Raw genomic sequence first — 21,028 nt, 5'->3', positions numbered from 1 at the left:
CAAAATTACGATACTCCTAAACGAAAGGCAGTTAAGCTTTAGCTAAAAAGAGTTAAGGAAAGGTTAAAATGAGACGCAGATTATTTATGAAAGAAATGATAAACACAGATAATGAGAGACAAAAAAAACTGTCCTAAAAGTAGAACAGCTTTTTAAAAATTTATTGATCAGAATTAATTCATCATTTCTAATTCATAACTCATAATTATTTAGTCCAATTTTAGTACAGCAAGGAAAGCTTTCTGAGGAACTTCCACATTACCAATCTGTTTCATCTTTTTCTTTCCCTTCTTTTGTTTCTCCAAAAGTTTCCGCTTACGCGTGATATCACCACCATAACATTTTGCAGTAACATCTTTACGAACAGCTTTTACCGTTTCGCGGGAAATAATTTTGGCTCCGATGGCTCCCTGAATGGCAATATCAAATTGCTGACGGGGAATTAATTCCTTCAATTTCTCACACATTCTCCGGCCAAACGACTGGGCATTATCGAAGTGAATTAAAGTAGACAAAGCATCCACTCCTTCACCATTCAAAAGAATATCCAACTTCACCAATTTAGCGGGTCGAACACCAATTAAAAAATAATCGAAAGAAGCATATCCTTTCGAAATACTTTTTAGTTTGTCGTAAAAATCGAACACAATCTCTCCCAATGGCATTTCGTAGGTCAACTCTACTCTATCACTAGTCAGGTATTGCTGATTGGTCATTATTCCCCGTTTGCTCATGCAAAGATTCATAATAGACCCGGTATATTCCGACTTGGTAATAATTTGTGCCCGAATAAATGGCTCCTCGATAAAATCCAATGAATTGGGATCCGGCATATCCGACGGATTGTGCATTTCAAATTTATCGCCTTTCTTGGTGTGAGCAATGTACGAAACGTTGGGAACCGTAGTAATTACGTTCATATCGAATTCACGATCCAAACGCTCCTGAATAATTTCCATGTGCAGCATGCCCAAAAATCCGCAACGAAATCCAAAACCAAGCGCCATTGATGATTCCGGCTCAAAAGTAAGAGAAGCATCATTCAGCCTTAATTTTTCCATCGACGCACGCAAATCTTCGTAATCTTCCGAATCGATAGGATAAACACCCGCGAAAACCATTGGTTTCACTTCAGCAAAACCATCAATTCCCTCTTTGCACGGATTTTCTTTGTGTGTTATGGTATCTCCAACTTTTACTTCGGTTGAAGTTTTAATACCCGAAATAATATATCCAACATCACCTGTTTTAAGTGATGCTCTTGGCTCCTGTATTAACCTCAATACACCAATCTCATCAGCCTGGTATTCTTTTTTTGTATTTACAAACTTAACCGTGTCGCCTTTCTTTATTTCCCCGTTCATCACGCGGATATAAGCAACAATTCCCCGAAACGAGTTGAATTCCGAATCGAAGATGAGAGCCTGTAAAGGAGCTTCCGGATCACCGGTAGGTGCAGGAACACGTGAAACAATTGCCTCCAGTATTTCAGGTACTCCCTCGCCGGTTTTTCCACTTGCCGAAAGAATATCATCCACATCGCAACCTAACAAATCCACAATCTGATCTTTTACATCTTCTGGATTTGCATTGGGTAAATCTATTTTATTTAAAATCGGAATGATCTCCAAATCATTCTCAATGGCCAAATACAAATTGGAAATGGTTTGAGCCTGAATTCCCTGAGTTGCATCAACAATCAGCAATGCACCTTCGCAGGCTGCTATCGACCGCGAAACTTCATAAGAAAAATCAACATGACCAGGAGTGTCTATTAAATTTAATACGTACTTCTCACCATTTAACTCATAATCCATTTGTATGGCATGACTCTTAATGGTAATTCCACGTTCGCGTTCTAAATCCATATCATCCAATACCTGAGCTTGTTTCTCACGATCGGTAATGGTGTGGGTCACGTCCAGCAAGCGGTCGGCCAGGGTACTTTTCCCATGGTCGATATGGGCTATGATACAAAAATTACGTATGTTCTTCATCTTATCAATAACGAATTAAGAATTAGTAATTACGAATTGGCAATTACCAATTACGAACGTTTTTTTATCTATTCGTGATTGGCAATTATAAATCCCTAACTGAATCCGCAAAGATATTCAAATCCTTGGAATAATAAGAATTTGAGTTTAAAGAAAGAAGTCTAATTTTTCCGACATATTACCTTGCAATAAAACAACTACTTAAGTGTCTAAATACTTTAAAGTAACTTAATCACGCTACATATTCTAAACAAAGCCTTTATCTAACAAGGATAAAAAAATTAATTGAATAAGCTTACAACCAATTCCTTTACAAAGTCCCATTTTTTTAAAATAAAAAAGAAAACCAGAAAGCTTACAGCTAAAATCATAAATTGTTTTGTAGATAATTTCTTCCTCATAATTACAAATTTTATTTCAAAGTTGTAAGATAATTATTTTACGCCTACAACTTTGAAATTATAAAAATTATTTAACGTGGCTCATAATTTAAGTAAGCATCAGCCACCGCATAGCCCACGTTCTGACCATTAGGTCCTGAATTACATAAAAATCTAATTGTCCAACCGAAATCATAAGCAAATCCGCCACCATTAATTTCGTCTAACTCTTCCCTTGTTATATCTGTAAAATTATTCATTTTTGTTAAATTTGTTAATTTATTCAACTTAATTTTTCATCTAGACTTCAGCTTCCCCCATTAATCCTCTTTTAAAATTATCCCAATCTGTCATAGTAACCGTCGCAGCAGCAATTATAAGACCAGCACAAAGCATTGCTAAAAAACCCCCATCCACTTTTTTAAGTTCTTGTGTATTCATTTCCAGAACACCACATTCATTTAAATTTTTCATTTTCACAAAATTTTAAATTATTACTAAATAAAGTTAATTTTGTGCAGGCTTTGCCTTAGTCCGATTAACAGCATTGTATTTTTGCGAGTACGTCTGTTTTTCGGGCTTTTTCTTTAAACCTACACTTTTTGTATTTTTATCGGCCAATATTGAAATACAACAACAAATATATTATTGCCCACTCTCATAAAAAAGTAGTGAGGACTTTTTTATTGAAAAACCTCCGCTTATTTGTCTGCACTCTTCTTCCGAAACCAGTTTTATCGAATAAGTCACTCTCAAATCAAAATCTTGGAATAATAAGAATTTGGTATTGATGAAAATATGAGAATGTTTTATTCAATATATTTGAGATTAAAGTGCAAATCGAATCCCGGCTTTCAGATAAAAATCATCGGTATCGAAACTGGTTTTCGAAGTTTGTACTCCATCTTCAAAATATTGAATCGCTGAATCTTTTAAAGAGATATCTGTCTTTTTCCGGGTTAAAAAGAATCCTGATTTTTCCTGTATAAATAACCTGTCCCGTTCGGAAAGATCAAGCTGATAACCTGCAGAAACAAATAAACTGTAGAATTTGCGAAGTTTGGTTCGCAACCCAAAATCAAAAGAAATGCCCTGTTTTTTCTTTCCCACATACAAAGCAATTTTATCAGCCCTAAACTTTTTGCCTCCCACTTTAAATGTCGATTCGGATGAAAAATCGCCGATATGGTATCCATCCTGAGAAAAGAAATAATTGACCCCGCACATCAAAAAAAGTTGCCGCCCCCGATTAATAAGCGGGACTTCATAGCCAAAACCTAGGGAATTCAGTTCAGAGTAATTCGCTCCAATCGAACTTTTTGCATAAAAATTGATGTCAAAAAAAGAATTTAGTTTATAGCCCGTTTTCATTCCAAAGGAAAAAGACTGTTTGTTTTCAGGATCAAACTCCTTACCAAAATTATGATGAGAATCCGGGGTGTATACTATGGCTGCGTTTTCAATTCCGGAAGTCGTTCTTGTTTCGAAATCAACATCAAAATACAACTTCGTAATGATTTCAATCACTTTCCTTTTAAACAGATCGCCTTTGGGCAAAGAATAAGTCTTGTTTAAAAGCTGGCCCGCCTCTTGCGGATCGTACACCATCAACTTGCTTAAAGAACTGTCTGGCACAATTAGTGTTTGATCTTTCCAATCAGAGGCTGCATAATCCTGAGCTTTCAAATAAAAGATATCTCTTAATTCTGTTTGCTCCTTAAAGGGAATAGGCCCGGCATTCTCTAAAGAAATATCCGTAGTTAAATATTCATTAAACTGAACTAAATTCAAGCTTGTTCTTTCATTGTACAATTCCTCCCAATCAGAGATATATGACAGATAATACTTCTCTTTCCTTTTCAAATATTTTATCTTCTTCCTCCATGATTTAGACGCCAAATTATTTGTAGATAAATACTTATTTCTCTTATCCTTTCCAGAATCAGAATAAGCATAATCGAAATATAGATAAGCCAACGATTCTACATCCAAATAAAACACACCTTGGTATTTGGCTTCTTTTGAGTCTTTAGGAGCAAACTCAATTTTATAAGCAGACCTTCCATCCAATTGAGACTTTGCTATGGAATAGTTGTACTTTTTTAAGCCTGCTGGAGAAATAAATCCACTCCTCCTTTTAACGTCATCTCCATACAATGGCATTTGTACCCCTCCATACCACATTACCCTACTTAGAGAATCATACATTGGATGTTTATTCATTCTGCTCTCCAGAATCTTTACCTGTCCTTCCGACTGTGTTTCATAAGGTGTCTTAAATACATCCAGCAAGGCTTCGCCAAAATACAAATACTCTTTGCTTTCAGGAACAAAGTATGACTCCCGGTAAAAACCTTTCATCCGTGTATCAACATCCGAATAATTATCCTTTATTTTCCCGTACGCTCTGCGAAGTAGAGCAAGCAAGGTATCTTTTGGCATTACCAGCACCTCAGACAAATTGCATGTGTCTTTTTGCAATTGAATGGCAAGTGGCGACTTGCTTTGCGCCAAATTTATTTCCTGACTTTGATAGCCGATAGAACTAATTCGAAGTTTGCCTGCCTTGTATTTCTCCGGGATTTTTATTCTGAAATCACCTTCACCATTGGTGACAGTTCCCAAATAGGAGTTCTTAATGTAAACACTGCTTCCTGGCAGCGCCTGATTGTTATCGGAAACTTTGCCTGTAATTATGGTTTGGGCAATTGAATTACTTGCCAATAAAAGCAATGGAATTAACAGAAACTTCATGAAATAATTATACATGTCTTAAGGAAATCATTTAAAAATTCTATCGCAAAACTAAGTTTTATTAAGATCATAACTTAACAATTACAGTTAAATTAGATTAAGTATGAAAAAACAACGATATCCATCAATATTTTAAGGTGGAATAAGAAGATTTAGTTATAAGCAGATAAATAAAAATGATCCAAAAAAATTAACAATATATCAACAAGCTGAAAATATATTATTTTTCCGGTAGGGTGATTTTCCAGTTTATCGGTTCACAAATAAGCGAGCTCATAAAACTTAAATGTAAAATCATAAAAAATAAGAATCATGAAAAAGTTTTCTTTTTTACTAATAGTAAGTTTAGCGGTTATATTTTTCTCTTGTGATAAAAGCGATGATGTAATTGATGTATTGAACGAAGATCAGGTTGAATTGAACAACACGGTTAAAACAGTAGTTGCTTCTGAAGAATCAACCGAAGATGTTATGGTATCGGTTGATTATGAAACAGATTTATTTTCATTTGCTCAAGAATCATTTGATGAGGTTACCTCTTCAACAAAATGTACCGCAGCCGAACGTTACCGACAAATGTTTCAGCTTTGGAAGCGTTACAAAGGCGAACAATTACCTAATGTAGCGGTACAATTTGCGGACAGCACACGTTTCCCAATGACAATTACGATTGATTATGGTGATTCAACAGTATTGAACAACGGTCGCGTTATTAGTGGTACCATTGTTATTGTGCTGACAGCAGCTCCTTTTACAGATGGTGCCGTTCGTGAAATTACTCTCGACTTAGTGATTGATGGCATTGCTGTTGATGGATGGAAACGTATTGAGTTCACTGGAGAACAAGGCGTATCCAGAAAATTTGCATGCACAAGCGAACTAACATTCACCTTTCCTGATGAAACAACTCTTTTCCGCACTGCAGAGAGAACCAGAGAATGGGTTTCCGGTTTGGATACGAAATGGGATGTTAGTGATGACAGAATTGAAATCAGAGGTTCTGTTACCTGTGTAGATTCGGAGCAAAATGAATATTCGAAAACAATTGATGCAGAAAATCCATTAGTGAGAATTGGAACCTGCCGGGTAATTGTTAGTGGTTTGGTCATCTTTACTCAGAACCAAATTGAATTTGCAAGACTTGATTATGGTGACGGGGAATGTGATAACACAGCAACTTACTCATATACCAATGATGCCGGTGAAACAGTAACTGAAGAAATTGAAATAGGAAAACACCTAAGACTTAGGGATAAATAGTAGATTTGAATCAACAAAACTGGTGCAGAGCATTGTTTTAATACTCTGCACCAAATTCACTGAAAAAGTTTATTTTTACCTTAAACCAATCCCCGAGCCTTGACACAGGAAGAATTTAAACTCTTATTTGACAACCATTTCGATTCAATCCGGAACTATATTTACTACCGTTCCCGGGATGAAGAACTGGCCACTGATATTGCGCAGGATAGTTTCATGAAATTGTGGGAGAAAAATTTAGATTTCGATGAGAAACCTTTACGATCATTACTCTACAAAATCGCAAGTGATCTTTTTATCAGTAAATACCGAAGAGAAAAAGTAGCCCAAAAATACCTGGTAAAGTTAGAACCTGCTATTGACAATCACTCACCTGAAGATCAATTAGCGTATCAGGAACTAACATCAAAATATGAAACAGCACTTGAGGAGCTCTCGGAAAAACAACGAACTGTTTTTTTAATGAGCAGAATGGAAGGCTTAAAATACCAGGAAATTGCCGACCGATTAGAACTAAGCGTTAAAGCTGTTGAAAAAAGAATGTCATACGCACTTTCGTATTTAAGAAATGCATTAGGAAGATAAATGAAAAAGGACAAGCAACATAACGAACTCAAGCCGGACATGGATTTTATCAATTCACTTCCGAAAATCGAAGTCGCCTATTCAAAATCCAAAGAGGATGTATGGAAAGAGCTTTCGAAGAAAACCTCTGCTCCAGCAGCACCTGCTAAAGTGATAAGGATGCAATGGGTGAAATATGCAGCAGCCTGTATATTAATACTAATCGGATTCACCGGTTTTATTAATCTTTACACAAAAACTATTCATTGTCCAAAAGGGGAACATTTAAGTGTAAACTTACCCGATCAGTCAATAGTCGATTTAAACGCAAACTCAAGCATATCCTACAAACCCTACTGGTGGAAATTTTCGAGAAAAGTGAAATTTGAAGGCGAAGCATTCTTTAAAATTACAAAAGGAAGCAAATTCGAAATTGCCTCTAACTATGGGAAAACCTATATTTTAGGCACAAGTTTTAATATATATGCCCGGGGAAATCAATACAAAGTAACCTGTTACACCGGAAAAGTGAAAGTTGTTTCGACTCTTACATCGGATAAAATTCTTTTACTGCCTAACGACCACGCCTTCGTTACCAAAAATGGCAAAATAGAGCTTCAGAAATGTAAAAACACAGAGGATAAGATATCATGGCGCAACAATTTATTTCTATTTACTAAAACCCCATTGCAACTGGTTTTCGAAGAAATAGAATTACAGTATGATATTAAAATTGTAGAAAAGGGGAAATTTGATTTAATTTATACCGGGAAGTTTGGTAAAGAAAAATCTGTAGAAACGGTACTTCATACTGTATGCATGCCTCTTGGATTAAAATTTGTAAAAGGACCCAACAACAATTACATCATAACCTCTAATGCCCAATAAGTGAAACGAATCATCATCTTTCTATTATTAGGATTGGTTTTTTCAAATATTTCTGCTCAAAAAATTACAGTTACTGCCAACAAAAAAGCTTTGAGCGAAGTATTGATTGATCTAAGGGATCAATATGATTTTCAACTTTCTTTTAACAACGATTTACTTTCCGCTTATATCGTAAGTCTCGATAAATCTTTTTCTTCGAAAGATAAAACAATAGACTTTCTGCTGCGAAAGCTTCCTCTTAATTACCAAAAATCCAATGAGGTATACTTAATCTTTCCGGAAGAGAGAATTACTCAATATCGAATTTTTGGCCAAATTATGGACAAGGAAAGTCTTGAACCTCTTCCTTTTTCACATCTTACCATTAACGATTCGCCCATGGCTACCGATGAGCAGGGAAACTTTTCGTTTACTTCAGAAACAGACAGTACTTTTCGAATTTTAGCTTCTCATTTGGGATACTTTATTCACGATACTCTTGTAAACCAAGGAGCAAATCAAAATATTTTACTAACAGCAGCAAGCACCGACTTACCTGAAATAACCGTTACCGATAAAATTGTTCAAACATTTATTAAAATGGGCAATCAGGCAGGGAACCTAAAATTAAATCATAAAATTGCGGGTTTTTTACCAACCAACAACGACAATTCTGTATTTGAATTGCTTCGCTTGCAACCAGGAATTCTTGCCGCCGGCGAGCAAAAAAACGACCTGATTATATGGGGATCTTACGAAGGTGAAAGTCAGGTATTATTCGATAACATTACCCTCTGGGGATTAAAAAATGTTTATGAAGATATTGGTGCAGTGAATCCTTTGGTCGTAAAAAACATTGAAGTTTTAAAAGGTGGTTTTGACGTCCGTTACGGCGATCGGGTTGGAGGAATTGTGCACATTACCGGCAAAAACGGCAGTCGGCTTAAACCGACTCTAAATCTAACTTTAAATAATATCACAGCAAGTGGATCCTACGAACAGCCTATTGGCAAACGATCCTCTCTGCTGTTGGCTTTCCGGCAAACCTATTACAACCTTTTTAAAGATGAACAGATTAAGTATGCTTCATCAAACGCAGATCTTCAGGGACAAGGTTTAGGAAAAGCTTTAGCTTCCTCTTTAGGTGATTTGGATGTTGCTCCGGATTATAAATTTCATGATCTCAATTTCAAATTTACAAGCAATTGGGAAAACGGAGATAATTTTTCGCTTAGTTTAATGTCCGGACAAGATCGTTACTCATACGATATTACAACAGAATCGTATACAAATGCAAAAAAGCACAAATACGAAGGCAATGATCAGTTTGGTGGTTCTATTAACTACGGAAAAGTATGGCGGAATGGGAACACCAGCTCGCTATCTGTTTCCCGGTCTGAATTAGACACCAAAACCAGCGATGTGGTGTCCATTACCAGAATTCGTACCAACGAAGAGTTTTTCAGAAGAGATGATAAATCAAAAAACAACATATTAGAATACAGAGCTACACTTAAAAATTCATTTGTTTTTGCTGAAGATCAGAATTTTGAGACTGGAATTAATTACATCAACGATGAAGTTAATTTAAAGGAAGATTCTCTCGATATCAATATCCTGCACATAAAATCCAAAGCAGACCGGATTGGCTGCTATTTTCAAAACAATCTGAATATTAGCAATGGTGTTTCCATAAAAGCAGGGTTTCTGGCCAATTATCCAATCAATCTGAAAAAAGTTTATTGGGAGCCCCGAATCTCTCTTAGTCTAAAACTTTCCGAGAGAGTTGCGATCAATGGAGCCTGGGGTTTGTACAAACAATTCATTACAAAAAGTTCTGTAGTAAGTGAAACCGGAGATTTCCGTTACATTTGGGTCGGTGCCAATGAAAAAGACATTCCCGTGTTGGAATCAGTTCATCATGTTGCCGGAGGATCTTACAACAACAATGGATTTACATTTAGCGTTGAAGGATATTATAAAAAAACTGACGGACATACACGATATTACAAATACCGGCAGGAAGGCAATATATCTTTGGGTAAAAGCAAAAGTTACGGGTTGGATATTTTTGCCAAAAAGGATCTGGGCGATCATACCTTATGGATCTCCTACACCTTAAGCAAAACTCTCGAAAACTTCGATTATTTTAATACCAACGAGTATCGCAGAGCACTGCATGATCAGCGCCATGAAATAAAAACAGCAGGCTTACTGGCTTTAAAACCATTTTACATTTCTGCAAATTATATTTACGGATCAGGCTTTCCTATTTATTCAAGCCGAAACAAAATTGTTGCAGAACCAGATTACACCAGACTTGATGCAGCTCTAATCTACAAGTTCTATCCTAAAAAGACAAAATGCGAACTTGGAGTTTTGTTCCATAATATTCTAGACCGCAACAACATCACCTACGAATCGTACGAGAAAATACCATTGGATCAGATCAATTCGATCAGTATCTATACCGAAACCGTTCCTACTTCAATACGTCTGTATTTTAAAATCACAATTTAAATGGTAGCTGATTACTCAAAACATCCCATAAAAAAAACCGGACAAGAAGAATCTTGCCGGTTATCACAACTAATATTAAAACATAATCAAAAAGATGGTCTAAATAATAACAAGAAGAATCTAAGAGATCCGATTAAGCATGGAATGTTTCTCAAAAAAGTATAATCACACCTAACTTACTTTTAAACTACTAATTCTAACGGATTGGATCATTCGTAAATATTTACTAACAAGCCAAAAAGAAATCGTTCATTTCCTCACAGAACCATCACAACTTAGTATTCTTCATGTTTGGTTAATAGTTAGATCATTAATAACACAAGGGGGATAGTGTTACCAACTCTCTAAAAAATTGCAATTGAATTAACAACTACAAATGGTTTTCAAAGTACGTTGTCACCAGAAATTTCCTCAAAACTACTCTTTAAAGCAGCCATACGTTTCTGATGAATTGGAGCTTTCGTTGTATTTGTAACAACAGAATTTAGTTTGCCTGACAATTCTTTTCTAAATGCCTCCAATTCTTCAACTGAAACCACTTCTTTAATGGATTCCACCAATTTGGTTAAATTCATTACGCCAGCAAATTTATCAACAATCACATTCCCAATTTCAATAGCCTGATTTCGACTGAGATCTTTGTTAATTTGATCGACTCCAATACATTCAAGAGCTTGATTTAATCCGATAACTGTTTCCAGTCTCTCGGATTTTGTTAATTTTGATAACAGATTTGTTGTATTCATGTTCCGTTTCAAGATTATTTAATTGAATCATTCTCTTGATTTGATGATTCAAATGTAGCTCATGAATTGAGATTACGAAAATCGTTTTTTAATACAAACTACGAAGTTCAAGCAAAATGAATATTGAAAATTACACTGTTTACCAAACAGTTAACTTACACATCTTTTACAATGCCTAAACAACAAATAGACCCTCTGTTTCAATTAATTAAATCGATTTCGAAATCGGAGAAACGAAATTTTAAATTGTATGCCAATAGAATTAGCAGTGAAAAGGAGACCAAATTTTTACAACTTTTCGATGTTTTGGATAAAATGGATGACTACAATGAGACCATTATTTTAAAAAAAGCAAAAGAAATAAAGCAATCTCAGCTTCCTAATCTAAAGGCACACTTGTACAAACAACTTCTTACCAGCCTCCGGTTAACGCAGATCAATCATGATATCAGCATCAGTATCCGTGAACAGATTGATCATGCAAAAGTTCTGTACAACAAAGGCTTGTATCAGCAAAGCTTAAGAATACTTGATAAAACGAAAGCCCTGGCCCGAAAAAACAAGAAGAATATTCTGGTATTTGAAATTGTCCAATTCGAGAAGTTATTAGAATCGCAGTACGTTACTAAAAGTATTGAAAACAGAGCCGAAGAAATTACCCGGGAAGCAACTGAAATCAGTAAAATTATGGATGGAGTTGTATTCTTCTCAAACATGTCGATTCGGCTTTATGGCTTATATCTTAAAGTTGGGTATGTCCGAAACGAGAAAGATTTATTGATGGTGAAAGAATTTTTTAACACCAACTTACATCCCTATGATATTCAATCCTTAAGTTTCTTTGAGAAATTGTATTTGTTCCAGTCCTACGTTTGGTATTATTTAATTGTTCAGGATTTTTTAATGTGCTATAAATATGCACAAAAATGGGTTGATCTTTTTCAAACAAATCCGGAGATGATTCATATTCATACCGATTTGTATCTGAAAGGACTGAACAATGTTTTGGCAGCTCTCTTTTACACAAATCATGTAACTACGTTTAAAAAGAACCTGCGCTTATTAAGAAAACTGGAGCATGAAGAACAATTCCAGCACAATTCAAATTTAAATATACTTTTAAATATGTTCCTGTATGTACACCGTATAAACAGGCATTTTATGGATGGAACATTTAATAAGGGAATATACTTAATTCCAAAAATTGAACATTTTCTTGAAGAGAATAAATTTGGAATGGACAATCACCGTGCCTTGGTTTTCTATTATAAAATTGCATGTTTATATTTCGGCAATGGACAATACAAAGAGGCAATTAAATATTTGAATCGAATTTCAGATGTAAAAGATACCACGCTTCGCGGCGATATTCATTGCTTTGGCAGAATATTAAATCTGATTAGCCATTACGAGTTGGAAAATACAGAACTCTTGGAATACCAAATACGGTCAACTTATCGTTTTTTGGCAAAAATGGACGATTTACAGGAAGTTCAAAAATACATCCTTCGTTTCCTTAGAAAACTAAGTTCGATAAGTCCGGACCAATTGAAAGATGAATTGAAAAAATCAAGAATTGATTTACAAAAATGGGTTAATGATCCTTTCGAGAAAAGAGCTTTTTTATATTTGGATATCATGTCGTGGCTGGATTCAAAAATTGAGAACCGGCCTGTACAGGAAATCATTATGGAAAAAATAGAAAAAAACAAGAGATAATAGGAAAGGGGGATCGTTCGATCCCCTTTTTTTATTTCTGATAAGCAGACAAATCCTTTCCAAAAAAGTCTGCCGGATTTACAAGTTTTCCATCCTTTTTAAGCTCAAAATGCAAATGAGGACCAGTTGTCAAACCTGATGTTCCAATTGTTCCAACAAGATCTCCTTTTGATATCTTCTGGCCTTCTTTTACAGAGTAGGAATCCATCTGAGAATACAAACTGGAGAATACAAACTGGAAAACCCATTCTGATGATCTACAATTACAAAACGACCATATCCTTTTCCCTGTACAAATTGGTTGTTCACCTTGGTAACAATCCCATCCGAAACGGAAAGAATTGATGTTCCTTTTGGCGCGGCAATATCCATTCCATTATGAAATCCTTTCTTTTTGGTAATCGGATGAATTCGTTCTCCGTAACCGGAAGAAATGTAAATTTGATCGCCTGATTTTAATGGAAAGGCAAGCGATTCCAGTGGATAAAAATTATCAAAATTCCCCTCTGACAATCGTGGCATTGATTCTGAAAAGCTAAAACTTAATAAACTGATTAAAACCACTGGAATTACCAAAATAATTTTAAGATGTGCTAATTTAGATGTATCTATTTTTTTGATCATTTTAATTCTTTTTAAAGTTAACGATGAATTAAAGGAACTGGTTAAAGCAAACATCATTTGACGTTCTACATTTCTTAGTAGTAAGGTTTGATAATACACCTTGTCAATTCCTTCATTAAAACATTCCCGATCGGCCAAGTATTCATGCATTTCGATCAATGATCGATTTATTAAATAAATGAAAGGATTAAACCATAAAACCATTTTCACTAACTCAACAAACAATAAATCGAGAGAATGAAATTGTCTGGCATGAATGGATTCGTGCAAAAGAACATGTTCTTGTTCCGATTCGGTTAGTATTTGTTGATTCAAAAATATGTACCCAAAGAAAGAATACGGCGAAGAATTTTCGTTTACCGATACAATTTTTAAACCATTATAAATTCTTATTTCATTGGCTTTTATTAATTTAAAGAGATGAAATACATGTTTAGCAATCCGGAAAAAAGAAACAGAAACTCCTAAAAAATACAAAATCCATACAAATGAAATCATAGAAAATAAAGGTGTTTCTGGCTCCAATTCATTTGATTGTAAAATTTCTGTTTGAAATGACTGTTCAAATTCCCATACAAATTTATTGGCTGCAGAAAAATTCTCAGTCTGAAATGAAAAACTTAACAGAGGGATAATCAACGAAAGAAATGTAACAAACAGGAGATAGTATCTATTTCTGCTTGTAAAAGTATCTCCGGACAAAAATAATTTGTACATGAAATAAAATCCAGCCAAACAAATGCTGGATTCCAGCAAATAAATTCCAAACTCAGCCATTTTTCTTCTTATTATGAATTTGTTCCTCAATTAGAGCTCTCATTTCCTCCAATTCCGAAAGTGATAAATCCTGTTCGCGAGTAAAAAAGGAAGTAAATCCTCCAACCGAATCATTAAAGAAACTCTTCATTACTCCTTTCATAAACGCACGAGTGTAAGCTCTTTTAGAGATTAATGGATAATACTGATTTACTTTCCCATAAGTTGTAAAACCGATTATTCCCTTTTTTACCAAAACCCGAACCACAGTTGATATTGTTGTATATGCCGGTCTTGGATTTGGAAATTTCTCAATAATATCTTTAAGAAAAGCTTTTTCCAGCTTCCATAAATATTGCATGACTTGTTCTTCCGCCTTTGTTAATTCTTTCATGGCGCTAATGTATGACTATTTTTATAGTTGTGCAACTATTTAAATAGTCATAATGAAAAAAAATCACAATTCAGAATACGTGTATCCCGTCATGAAACTGTCATATACATAAAGAATTCTATTTAGTATACACAAAAATACAAATCATGAAAAGCCTGCTAACAGTCTGTATCTCTATTCTTTTAAGTGGATGCGCAAGTTCATATGTATCTTTTCAAAACATTGAAAAGCCAAAGGAACAATATCACAAAATATTTGTAATTACGGTTTTTAATGAAATAAATGTTAAAACATTAAATGAAGAAACTTACGATAAATATTTCAGGGATAATATTAATGATCTGAAATCGATGGATAGCAGAAGGCTTATGGAGAATGCTCTTAAAAATGAAATATCCAATCCAAGAACTCCAATCACATCATCAAAAGACGAATTCAAGGTAAATATTGATATTAATTACAATAATTTTATTTCAACTTTACGCAAATGTGATACTGAAGCAATTCTTCTTATCAATGAAACAGATTACTATTATGAGGTAAGCGAAAGAATTAGTAATTGTGGGGAAATAAAAAAATCAGAAAGTCCGAAAGCTGTATTTCAAGCCTACTTAATAGATATAAATAGTATGCAGCCTTTTTGGGTTGGTAAAATTTATTCTTCGGGCACGCAATGGGATGATGCCAACACAATTTACAGGAGTATGAGCAGAAGGCTAAATAAACGACTAATCAAAGAAAAAATTCTATTACCTCCGTTATTGATACGTAAGTAAAGAAAATAAAAAAGGCGGCCAAACAGCCGCCTTCTATATTCCAGATGAAGAATGATTACATCATACCAGGCATTCCACCACCCATTCCGCCACCCATTGGCATAGCAGGAGCATCTTCCTTTATTTCAATCAAAACACATTCGGTAGTTAAAAACATACCAGCTATTGAAGCTGCATTTTCAAGAGCTACACGAGATACTTTAGCAGGATCAATAACACCGGTTTCAAATAGATTCTGATATTCTCCAATGCGGGCATTGTAACCAAAGTCTCCTTTTCCAGCTCTCACCTTATCAACCACAACTGCACCTTCGCCACCAGCATTGGCAACAATCTGACGCAATGGCTCTTCAATAGCACGCTTTATAATCTCGATACCTGTTGTTTCGTCCTCGTTCTCACCTTTAAGGTTTTCTAAAGCAGCAATTGCACGAATGTAAGCTACGCCACCTCCAGGAACAATTCCTTCTTCCACAGCAGCACGGGTAGCACTCAATGCATCGTCCACACGATCTTTTTTCTCTTTCATTTCAACTTCAGAAGCTGCTCCAACATAAAGTACAGCAACACCACCAGCTAATTTGGCTAATCTTTCCTGAAGTTTTTCTTTGTCGTAATCAGAAGTTGAATTCTCGATTAAAGTTTTGATTTGAGAAACACGGGCAACAATACCATCTTTTTCTCCACTTCCATTTACAATCGTTGTGTTTTCTTTATCAATGGTAATTTTTTCTGATTGACCAAGCATTTCCAAGGTTGCCTGCTCCAATTTCATTCCTTTTTCTTCAGAAATAACAACTCCGCCGGTAAGAATAGCAATATCTTCCAACATTTCTTTTCTTCTGTCGCCAAAACCAGGAGCCTTAACAGCAGCAACTTTTAACGAACCTCTTAAACGATTCACAACCAAAGTGGCCAATGCCTCGCCTTCTACATCTTCTGCAATAATCATTAACGGACGACCTGATTGAGCAACTGGTTCAAGAACCGGCATTAACTCTTTCATTGTAGAAATTTTCTTGTCGTACAATAAAATATACGGATTCTCCAAATCAGCTTCCATTTTTTCAGGATCGGTAATGAAATACGGAGAGATATATCCTCTGTCAAATTGCATTCCTTCAACCACTTTCACGTAAGTTTCAGTTCCTTTTGCCTCTTCAACAGTAATTACACCTTCTTTTTTCACTTTTTCCATTGCCTCAGCAATCAGTGCACCAATAGTCTCGTCATTATTTGCAGAAATTTTAGCAACTTGCTTGATCTTGTCGAAGTTATCCCCAACTTCCTGAGCTTGCTCTTTAATGTTAGCAACAACAGTGGCGACGGCAATATCAATACCACGTTTTAAATCCATTGGATTCGCACCGGCTGTTACATTTTTCAATCCAACATTTACGATAGATTGCGCCAAAACAGTTGCTGTCGTAGTTCCATCACCAGCATCATCACCGGTTTTCGAAGCTACTTCCTTAACCATCTGAGCACCCATATTCGCTCCTGCATCAGCCAATTCAATTTCCTTTGCAACAGTAACTCCATCTTTTGTAATCTGAGGAGCACCAAACTTGCGATCAATCACAACATTTCTACCCTTAGGTCCTAAAGTTACTTTTACTGCATTTGCCAACTCATCAACACCCTTTTTTAAAAGGTCGCGGGCTTCTATATTAAATTTAATTTCTTTAGCCATTTCTTACTTAATTTTGAAAGTTTGTGTAATTAATTATGCAATGTACAAAACGTCTGACTGAGACATTAACAGATAATCATCTCCATCAATTACCAGTTCTGTTCCTGAATATTTGCCATAAAAAACCGTATCTCCAATTTTTAATTCCATTGGTTCATCTTTCTTATCAGAACCAACCAATACTACTTTACCTTGCATTGGCTTTTCTTTTGCAGCATCCGGAATAATGATACCACTTGCAGTTTTTTCTTCAGCTTTAATAGCTTCAACCAAAATTTTACCAGCAAGAATTCTACCTTTTAAGTCTGCCATTTTCAAAATATTTTAAGTTTTAAATTACAATTTATGATTCATTCTCTTTCACAATTCATGCCAAAAGAAATTCATTGACAATATTGCCGCAATACTGTTCCTATTTTAAAACATCAATAACAAATGTGAAAAAGGCTTATCAACATTTCAACTGGGAATGAATAAACATACTGAAAAACAGAACGATAACAAGACAAAAAAAATGTCAGTATGATATGACATACTGACATTTATTTATATCAATGATATTTTTCTTTTCTTATTTTGCTGTATCCTTTTCGGTAGAAGGAGCTTCAGTAGGGAAAGTAGGAACATCGGTAGCAGTTTCAGTTTCCTGCAATTGCTGCTCAATTTGTGATTTCTGACCTTCTACTTCACCACGATCAATAGTCATCGCAGCTAAAAGACAAAGAACTAATAAACTTCCGGCCAAACCCCAGGTTGCTTTCTCAAGAAAATCAGTTGTTTTCTTAACTCCCATAATTTGGTTTGAGGATGAAAAGTTTGAAGCTAATCCACCTCCTTTAGAGTTCTGTACTAATACGATTAACACTAAAAGTACACAAACAATAAAGATCAATACTAAAACAAAGGTATACATACTTATCTTATTTACTATTTTTTAATTTTTCTATTCTCTCAATCTGACTCGCAAAGTAAGCGTTTTTTTCGGGATTTTTCAAAACTAATTTGTCATAAACAGCAATAGCCTTATCGAACAGTTTCTGTTTCACGTAGATAGAGGCCAAAGTTTCACTAATAAAACCATCTTTATCCTCTAAACTTCCCAATGAAATATCCTCTTGTTTATCAACAACTTTAATGTTCCTGCTTATTCTTGGTTCATTTTGAATAAAACTATCAATCAGATCAATTCCTTTTTTCGATTTTTCCTTATCTGAATCTGAATGAACTTCATTACTGTCCTTTTTATTAACAACTGTCATCCAATCTGTAAAGGTATGATTCTCATCCTTATCTGATTCTGTTTTCCTGATCTTTGGTTCTTCTGATAAAGTATATAAATTACCACCAAAACCAATATGATAAACCTCTGTTGCCGCCACCAATAATTCCGAGTCGCTCAACTGCTTTTCTGTTTGTGACTTCTCAGTTTTCGCTGTTGATTCCTCTTTTTTGTTTTCAGAATCAGCAATCTCCAAAATTTCATCATTTGCAGCAAACAAATTTTCAGATTCCACAGGATTATTCTGATCATTTAAAACCTCAGAATCCATTACTTCCGACTCCTCTGATAATTGAAACAATCCATCCTGCTCCTCTGCTTCTATTTCAGATACAAGTGACTTTTCATCGATCAGAAGATCTGTACTTTCCATTTGTGTAACAGGCTCTGATATTTCTGGAGCAATAAGTATTTTTTCGCTGCTTTTAAAACGGGATTGTATCTTAATCTGATCTTGAATTAACAAAAACAACTGACGCCGGTCTGGAATGTACAAAGCTGAATTTCTCAACTCTTCTTTAAACCGAATGCTTTGGCTATCATGCAAGTTTTTCAACAAGAGTAGATGAGCAGTCTGAAAATAAGGATATTGGTCAATCAGGCTTTTTAATTCCCGATGACTGTTCCGATCCATTTTCGCTGAATTTCTAATCCAATCCTGTAATAAACTTTGATCCATTTTTTACCAGTTTACAACCGCTTCATTGTATATATCATCAATAATATCTTCTAAAATCTCTGCCACTAATCCTTCTTCCACATCACTTAACTGTTTGGTACTATCAAAATCCCGAAAGGCAGAAAAGCTCTTATCAAAATCATTATCCGGCTCTATTTCGTTTGTGAAACGAACTTTTACAGTAACCGTTAATCGATTGGTTGCAGAAATATCATCCGCAGTAACATCTAAAGCCTGAGTTCTGTATCCGGTTATTTCTCCTTCAAAATTCAAATGACCTTCCCCATCAACAATTTCATCTAAAGTAGTTTGTCCACGAAATTTTTCTTTAAGTGCCTCAGTAAACTGATTACTCAAATTAGGATTTACAAGGGGAGCTCTATTAGGAAAAAACTGAACAGAAAAAGTTTTCACATCAGTCGATAGTGTTCCTCCTGTAAATGAATAGGACACCTTACATGCTGTTACCACAAAGGCAACACAAAAACTTAAAAACAAGACTTTAATTAAATTCATATGATTATAATTTGTTTTTTAGTTCCCATACGGAACTTACCATGAACGAATAATCATGCCCCTGTGGGTCACAATTGCCTGTCACGGACGTTTCATATATTGGGAAATAAAAATAACAATAAATTGTGAATATTAGTTGATATCGTATTCTTTGATTTTACGATACAGTGTCCGCTCAGATATTCCTAAGTCCTGCGCAGCATACTTCCGTTTTCCGTTGTGCTTCTCCAGTGCTTTCCTGATCAATTCAACCTCCTTATCTTCAAGCGATAAAGATTCCTCAACAAATTCCTCGGTGTCTTGAATTACTGAATCTTTAGGAGATGAAACAGTAGTAGAAGTTTGCGCCGAAGATTGATGATGAAGAATGTCAATCTCCTGATCTTCATACAGTTTCCTTATAAGTAAAGCGTTATCCTTTTGCAAAGACGAAGAATCCCCACTTGTTTGCATCAGCTCAAACACTAACTTTTTCAAATCAGTCATGTCCTTTTTCATATCAAAAAGAACCTTGTAAAGTATCTCCCTTTCTGAAGAAAAAGCCTGATCTTTTTTAGACGTATCAGTATAAATAGCGGGTAACATATGTTCATCATTCCTTGGAAGATAGTTCCTCAATATGTCAGCACCAATTTGCCTTTCTTTTTCAATGATGGAAACCTGTTCTGTAATATTTTTCAATTGTCGAATATTCCCAGGCCAGCGATAAGACTTCAATAACTGTTGAGCTCCGGAATCGAGCCGCAAAGGCGGCATTCTATATTTTTCAGCAAAATCCTGTGCAAATTTTCGGAACAGCAGATAAATATCCTCTTGTCTCTCGCGCAAAGGCGGCATGTTGATAGGTACAGTATTTAAACGGTAATACAAATCCTCTCTAAACTTACCATCTTTTACAGCTTTAGGAATATTAAGATTTGTTGCAGCAACAACTCTTACATCTGATTTTAAAACCTTTGACGAACCAACTTTAATGAACTCACCGGTTTCTAAAACACGTAACAAACGAACTTGCGTTGATAATGGAAGTTCACCAATCTCATCCAAGAAAATTGTTCCTTTATTGGCTACCTCAAAATATCCTTTTCGATCTGATAAGGCTCCCGTAAATGCACCCTTTTCGTGTCCAAATAATTCTGAATCAATAGTCCCTTCCGGAATAGCGCCGCAATTCACAGCTATATACGGAGCATGTTTTCGTGAGCTGAATTGATGTATTATTTGAGGAAACACTTCTTTTCCGGTTCCACTCTCTCCTGTAATTAATACCGATAAATCAGTAGGGGCAACCTGAATAGCAATGTCAAGCGATCTATTTAAAGAATATGTATTCCCGATAATTGAGAAACGATGTTTTATTGTTTGTATATCCATCAAAAAAATCTAATTTGATTGTTACCTAAATGAAAAACATGAAATTTTATCATGCTACCTGACAAAATTACTACTTTTTAGATTTAGACGGCCATTCTGCCTAATTAATATCTTTAAAGATTGTTAATTT

Annotated in this window: 20 protein-coding genes; 6 read left to right on the top strand and 14 right to left on the bottom strand. The window is 35.2% G+C overall.

Translation table 11 applies throughout. The features are described from left to right. Nucleotides 1-209 precede the first annotated feature (209 nt). The 4 genes from lepA to ACHZAX_RS01130 form a co-directional block, all read right to left on the bottom strand. Complete coding sequence (gene lepA, locus ACHZAX_RS01145) at nucleotides 210-1,997, bottom strand: translation elongation factor 4 (RefSeq protein ID WP_101309463.1); 1,788 nt, start codon at nucleotides 1,995-1,997, stop codon at nucleotides 210-212. 472 nt (nucleotides 1,998-2,469) lie between these two features. Then, nucleotides 2,470-2,637, bottom strand: a complete 168-nt coding sequence (locus tag ACHZAX_RS01140) for a hypothetical protein (RefSeq protein WP_320017727.1) — start codon at nucleotides 2,635-2,637, stop codon at nucleotides 2,470-2,472. A gap of 40 nt (nucleotides 2,638-2,677) precedes the next feature. Beyond that, the gene (locus tag ACHZAX_RS01135) at nucleotides 2,678-2,851 is read right to left on the bottom strand and encodes a class IIb bacteriocin, lactobin A/cerein 7B family (protein WP_320017726.1); all 174 of its coding nucleotides are present in this window, start codon (nucleotides 2,849-2,851) and stop codon (nucleotides 2,678-2,680) included. 354 nt (nucleotides 2,852-3,205) lie between these two features. Continuing rightward, nucleotides 3,206-5,131 carry a carboxypeptidase-like regulatory domain-containing protein gene (locus ACHZAX_RS01130; RefSeq protein ID WP_320017725.1) on the bottom strand — a complete coding sequence of 642 codons (1,926 nt, stop codon included), beginning with the start codon at nucleotides 5,129-5,131 and terminating at the stop codon, nucleotides 3,206-3,208. A 312-nt stretch (nucleotides 5,132-5,443) separates the two neighbouring features. Here ACHZAX_RS01130 and ACHZAX_RS01125 point away from each other — a divergent pair, with 312 nt between their 5' ends. The 4 genes from ACHZAX_RS01125 (at nucleotide 5,444) to ACHZAX_RS01110 (ending at nucleotide 10,342) form a co-directional block, all read left to right on the top strand. Beyond that, the gene (locus ACHZAX_RS01125) at nucleotides 5,444-6,391 is read left to right on the top strand and encodes a hypothetical protein (protein WP_320017724.1); all 948 of its coding nucleotides are present in this window, start codon (nucleotides 5,444-5,446) and stop codon (nucleotides 6,389-6,391) included. A gap of 99 nt (nucleotides 6,392-6,490) precedes the next feature. Continuing rightward, entirely contained in the window at nucleotides 6,491-6,976 is a 486-nt protein-coding gene (locus ACHZAX_RS01120; RefSeq protein WP_101309466.1) for an RNA polymerase sigma factor, read from the top strand. Further along, on the top strand, nucleotides 6,977-7,843 hold the full coding sequence (locus ACHZAX_RS01115) for a FecR family protein (RefSeq protein ID WP_320017723.1): 867 nt from the start codon (nucleotides 6,977-6,979) through the stop codon (nucleotides 7,841-7,843). Further along, nucleotides 7,844-10,342 carry a TonB-dependent receptor gene (locus ACHZAX_RS01110; protein ID WP_320017722.1) on the top strand — a complete coding sequence of 833 codons (2,499 nt, stop codon included), beginning with the start codon at nucleotides 7,844-7,846 and terminating at the stop codon, nucleotides 10,340-10,342. 383 nt (nucleotides 10,343-10,725) lie between these two features. Here the strand turns inward: ACHZAX_RS01110 and ACHZAX_RS01105 are convergent, their stop codons facing one another. Then, nucleotides 10,726-11,088 carry a hypothetical protein gene (locus tag ACHZAX_RS01105; protein WP_101311739.1) on the bottom strand — a complete coding sequence of 121 codons (363 nt, stop codon included), beginning with the start codon at nucleotides 11,086-11,088 and terminating at the stop codon, nucleotides 10,726-10,728. Between the two features lie 171 nt (nucleotides 11,089-11,259). Here ACHZAX_RS01105 and ACHZAX_RS01100 point away from each other — a divergent pair, with 171 nt between their 5' ends. Next, nucleotides 11,260-12,807, top strand: coding sequence for a hypothetical protein (locus tag ACHZAX_RS01100; RefSeq protein ID WP_320017721.1), 1,548 nt, complete (start codon nucleotides 11,260-11,262; stop codon nucleotides 12,805-12,807). 31 nt (nucleotides 12,808-12,838) lie between these two features. On the opposite strand, the gene ACHZAX_RS01095 is transcribed toward ACHZAX_RS01100, so the two are convergent. From ACHZAX_RS01095 to ACHZAX_RS01085, 3 genes are read right to left on the bottom strand one after another with little or no spacing between them, the layout of a single operon-like run. Continuing rightward, complete coding sequence (locus ACHZAX_RS01095; RefSeq protein WP_320017720.1) at nucleotides 12,839-13,015, bottom strand: M23 family metallopeptidase; 177 nt, start codon at nucleotides 13,013-13,015, stop codon at nucleotides 12,839-12,841. Next, complete coding sequence (locus ACHZAX_RS01090; RefSeq protein ID WP_320017719.1) at nucleotides 12,997-14,208, bottom strand: M23/M56 family metallopeptidase; 1,212 nt, start codon at nucleotides 14,206-14,208, stop codon at nucleotides 12,997-12,999. The genes ACHZAX_RS01095 and ACHZAX_RS01090 overlap by 19 nt, the downstream gene beginning before the upstream one ends. Next, complete coding sequence (locus ACHZAX_RS01085) at nucleotides 14,201-14,581, bottom strand: BlaI/MecI/CopY family transcriptional regulator (RefSeq protein WP_101311741.1); 381 nt, start codon at nucleotides 14,579-14,581, stop codon at nucleotides 14,201-14,203. Before ACHZAX_RS01085 ends, ACHZAX_RS01090 begins: the two co-directional genes overlap by 8 nt. Before the next feature lie 146 nt (nucleotides 14,582-14,727). Here ACHZAX_RS01085 and ACHZAX_RS01080 point away from each other — a divergent pair, with 146 nt between their 5' ends. Continuing rightward, nucleotides 14,728-15,357 carry a hypothetical protein gene (locus tag ACHZAX_RS01080; protein WP_320017718.1) on the top strand — a complete coding sequence of 210 codons (630 nt, stop codon included), beginning with the start codon at nucleotides 14,728-14,730 and terminating at the stop codon, nucleotides 15,355-15,357. A 55-nt stretch (nucleotides 15,358-15,412) separates the two neighbouring features. Here ACHZAX_RS01080 and groL read toward each other — a convergent pair whose 3' ends face one another. The 6 genes from groL to ACHZAX_RS01050 form a co-directional block, all read right to left on the bottom strand. Further along, complete coding sequence (gene groL / locus ACHZAX_RS01075) at nucleotides 15,413-17,050, bottom strand: chaperonin GroEL (RefSeq protein ID WP_320017717.1); 1,638 nt, start codon at nucleotides 17,048-17,050, stop codon at nucleotides 15,413-15,415. Between the two features lie 33 nt (nucleotides 17,051-17,083). Further along, on the bottom strand, nucleotides 17,084-17,362 hold the full coding sequence (locus tag ACHZAX_RS01070) for a co-chaperone GroES (protein ID WP_101311744.1): 279 nt from the start codon (nucleotides 17,360-17,362) through the stop codon (nucleotides 17,084-17,086). A gap of 259 nt (nucleotides 17,363-17,621) precedes the next feature. Then, nucleotides 17,622-17,963: a preprotein translocase subunit SecG gene (gene secG, locus ACHZAX_RS01065; protein WP_101311745.1), complete on the bottom strand. Its 342-nt coding sequence runs from the start codon at nucleotides 17,961-17,963 to the stop codon at nucleotides 17,622-17,624. 7 nt (nucleotides 17,964-17,970) lie between these two features. After that, entirely contained in the window at nucleotides 17,971-19,008 is a 1,038-nt protein-coding gene (locus ACHZAX_RS01060) for a hypothetical protein (RefSeq protein ID WP_320017716.1), read from the bottom strand. Between the two features lie 3 nt (nucleotides 19,009-19,011). Next, on the bottom strand, nucleotides 19,012-19,524 hold the full coding sequence (locus ACHZAX_RS01055) for an LptE family protein (protein WP_101311747.1): 513 nt from the start codon (nucleotides 19,522-19,524) through the stop codon (nucleotides 19,012-19,014). Nucleotides 19,525-19,656: 132 nt separating this feature from the next. Further along, complete coding sequence (locus ACHZAX_RS01050; protein ID WP_101311748.1) at nucleotides 19,657-20,901, bottom strand: sigma-54 interaction domain-containing protein; 1,245 nt, start codon at nucleotides 20,899-20,901, stop codon at nucleotides 19,657-19,659. Nucleotides 20,902-21,028: the final 127 nt, after the last annotated feature.

This window comes from Labilibaculum manganireducens (genome assembly GCF_963665805.2).
GTDB classification, from domain to species: Bacteria; Bacteroidota; Bacteroidia; order Bacteroidales; family Marinifilaceae; genus Labilibaculum; species Labilibaculum manganireducens.
Note: the sequence above shows the minus strand (reverse complement) of the source record. Positions and strands in the feature narration are given on the sequence as shown.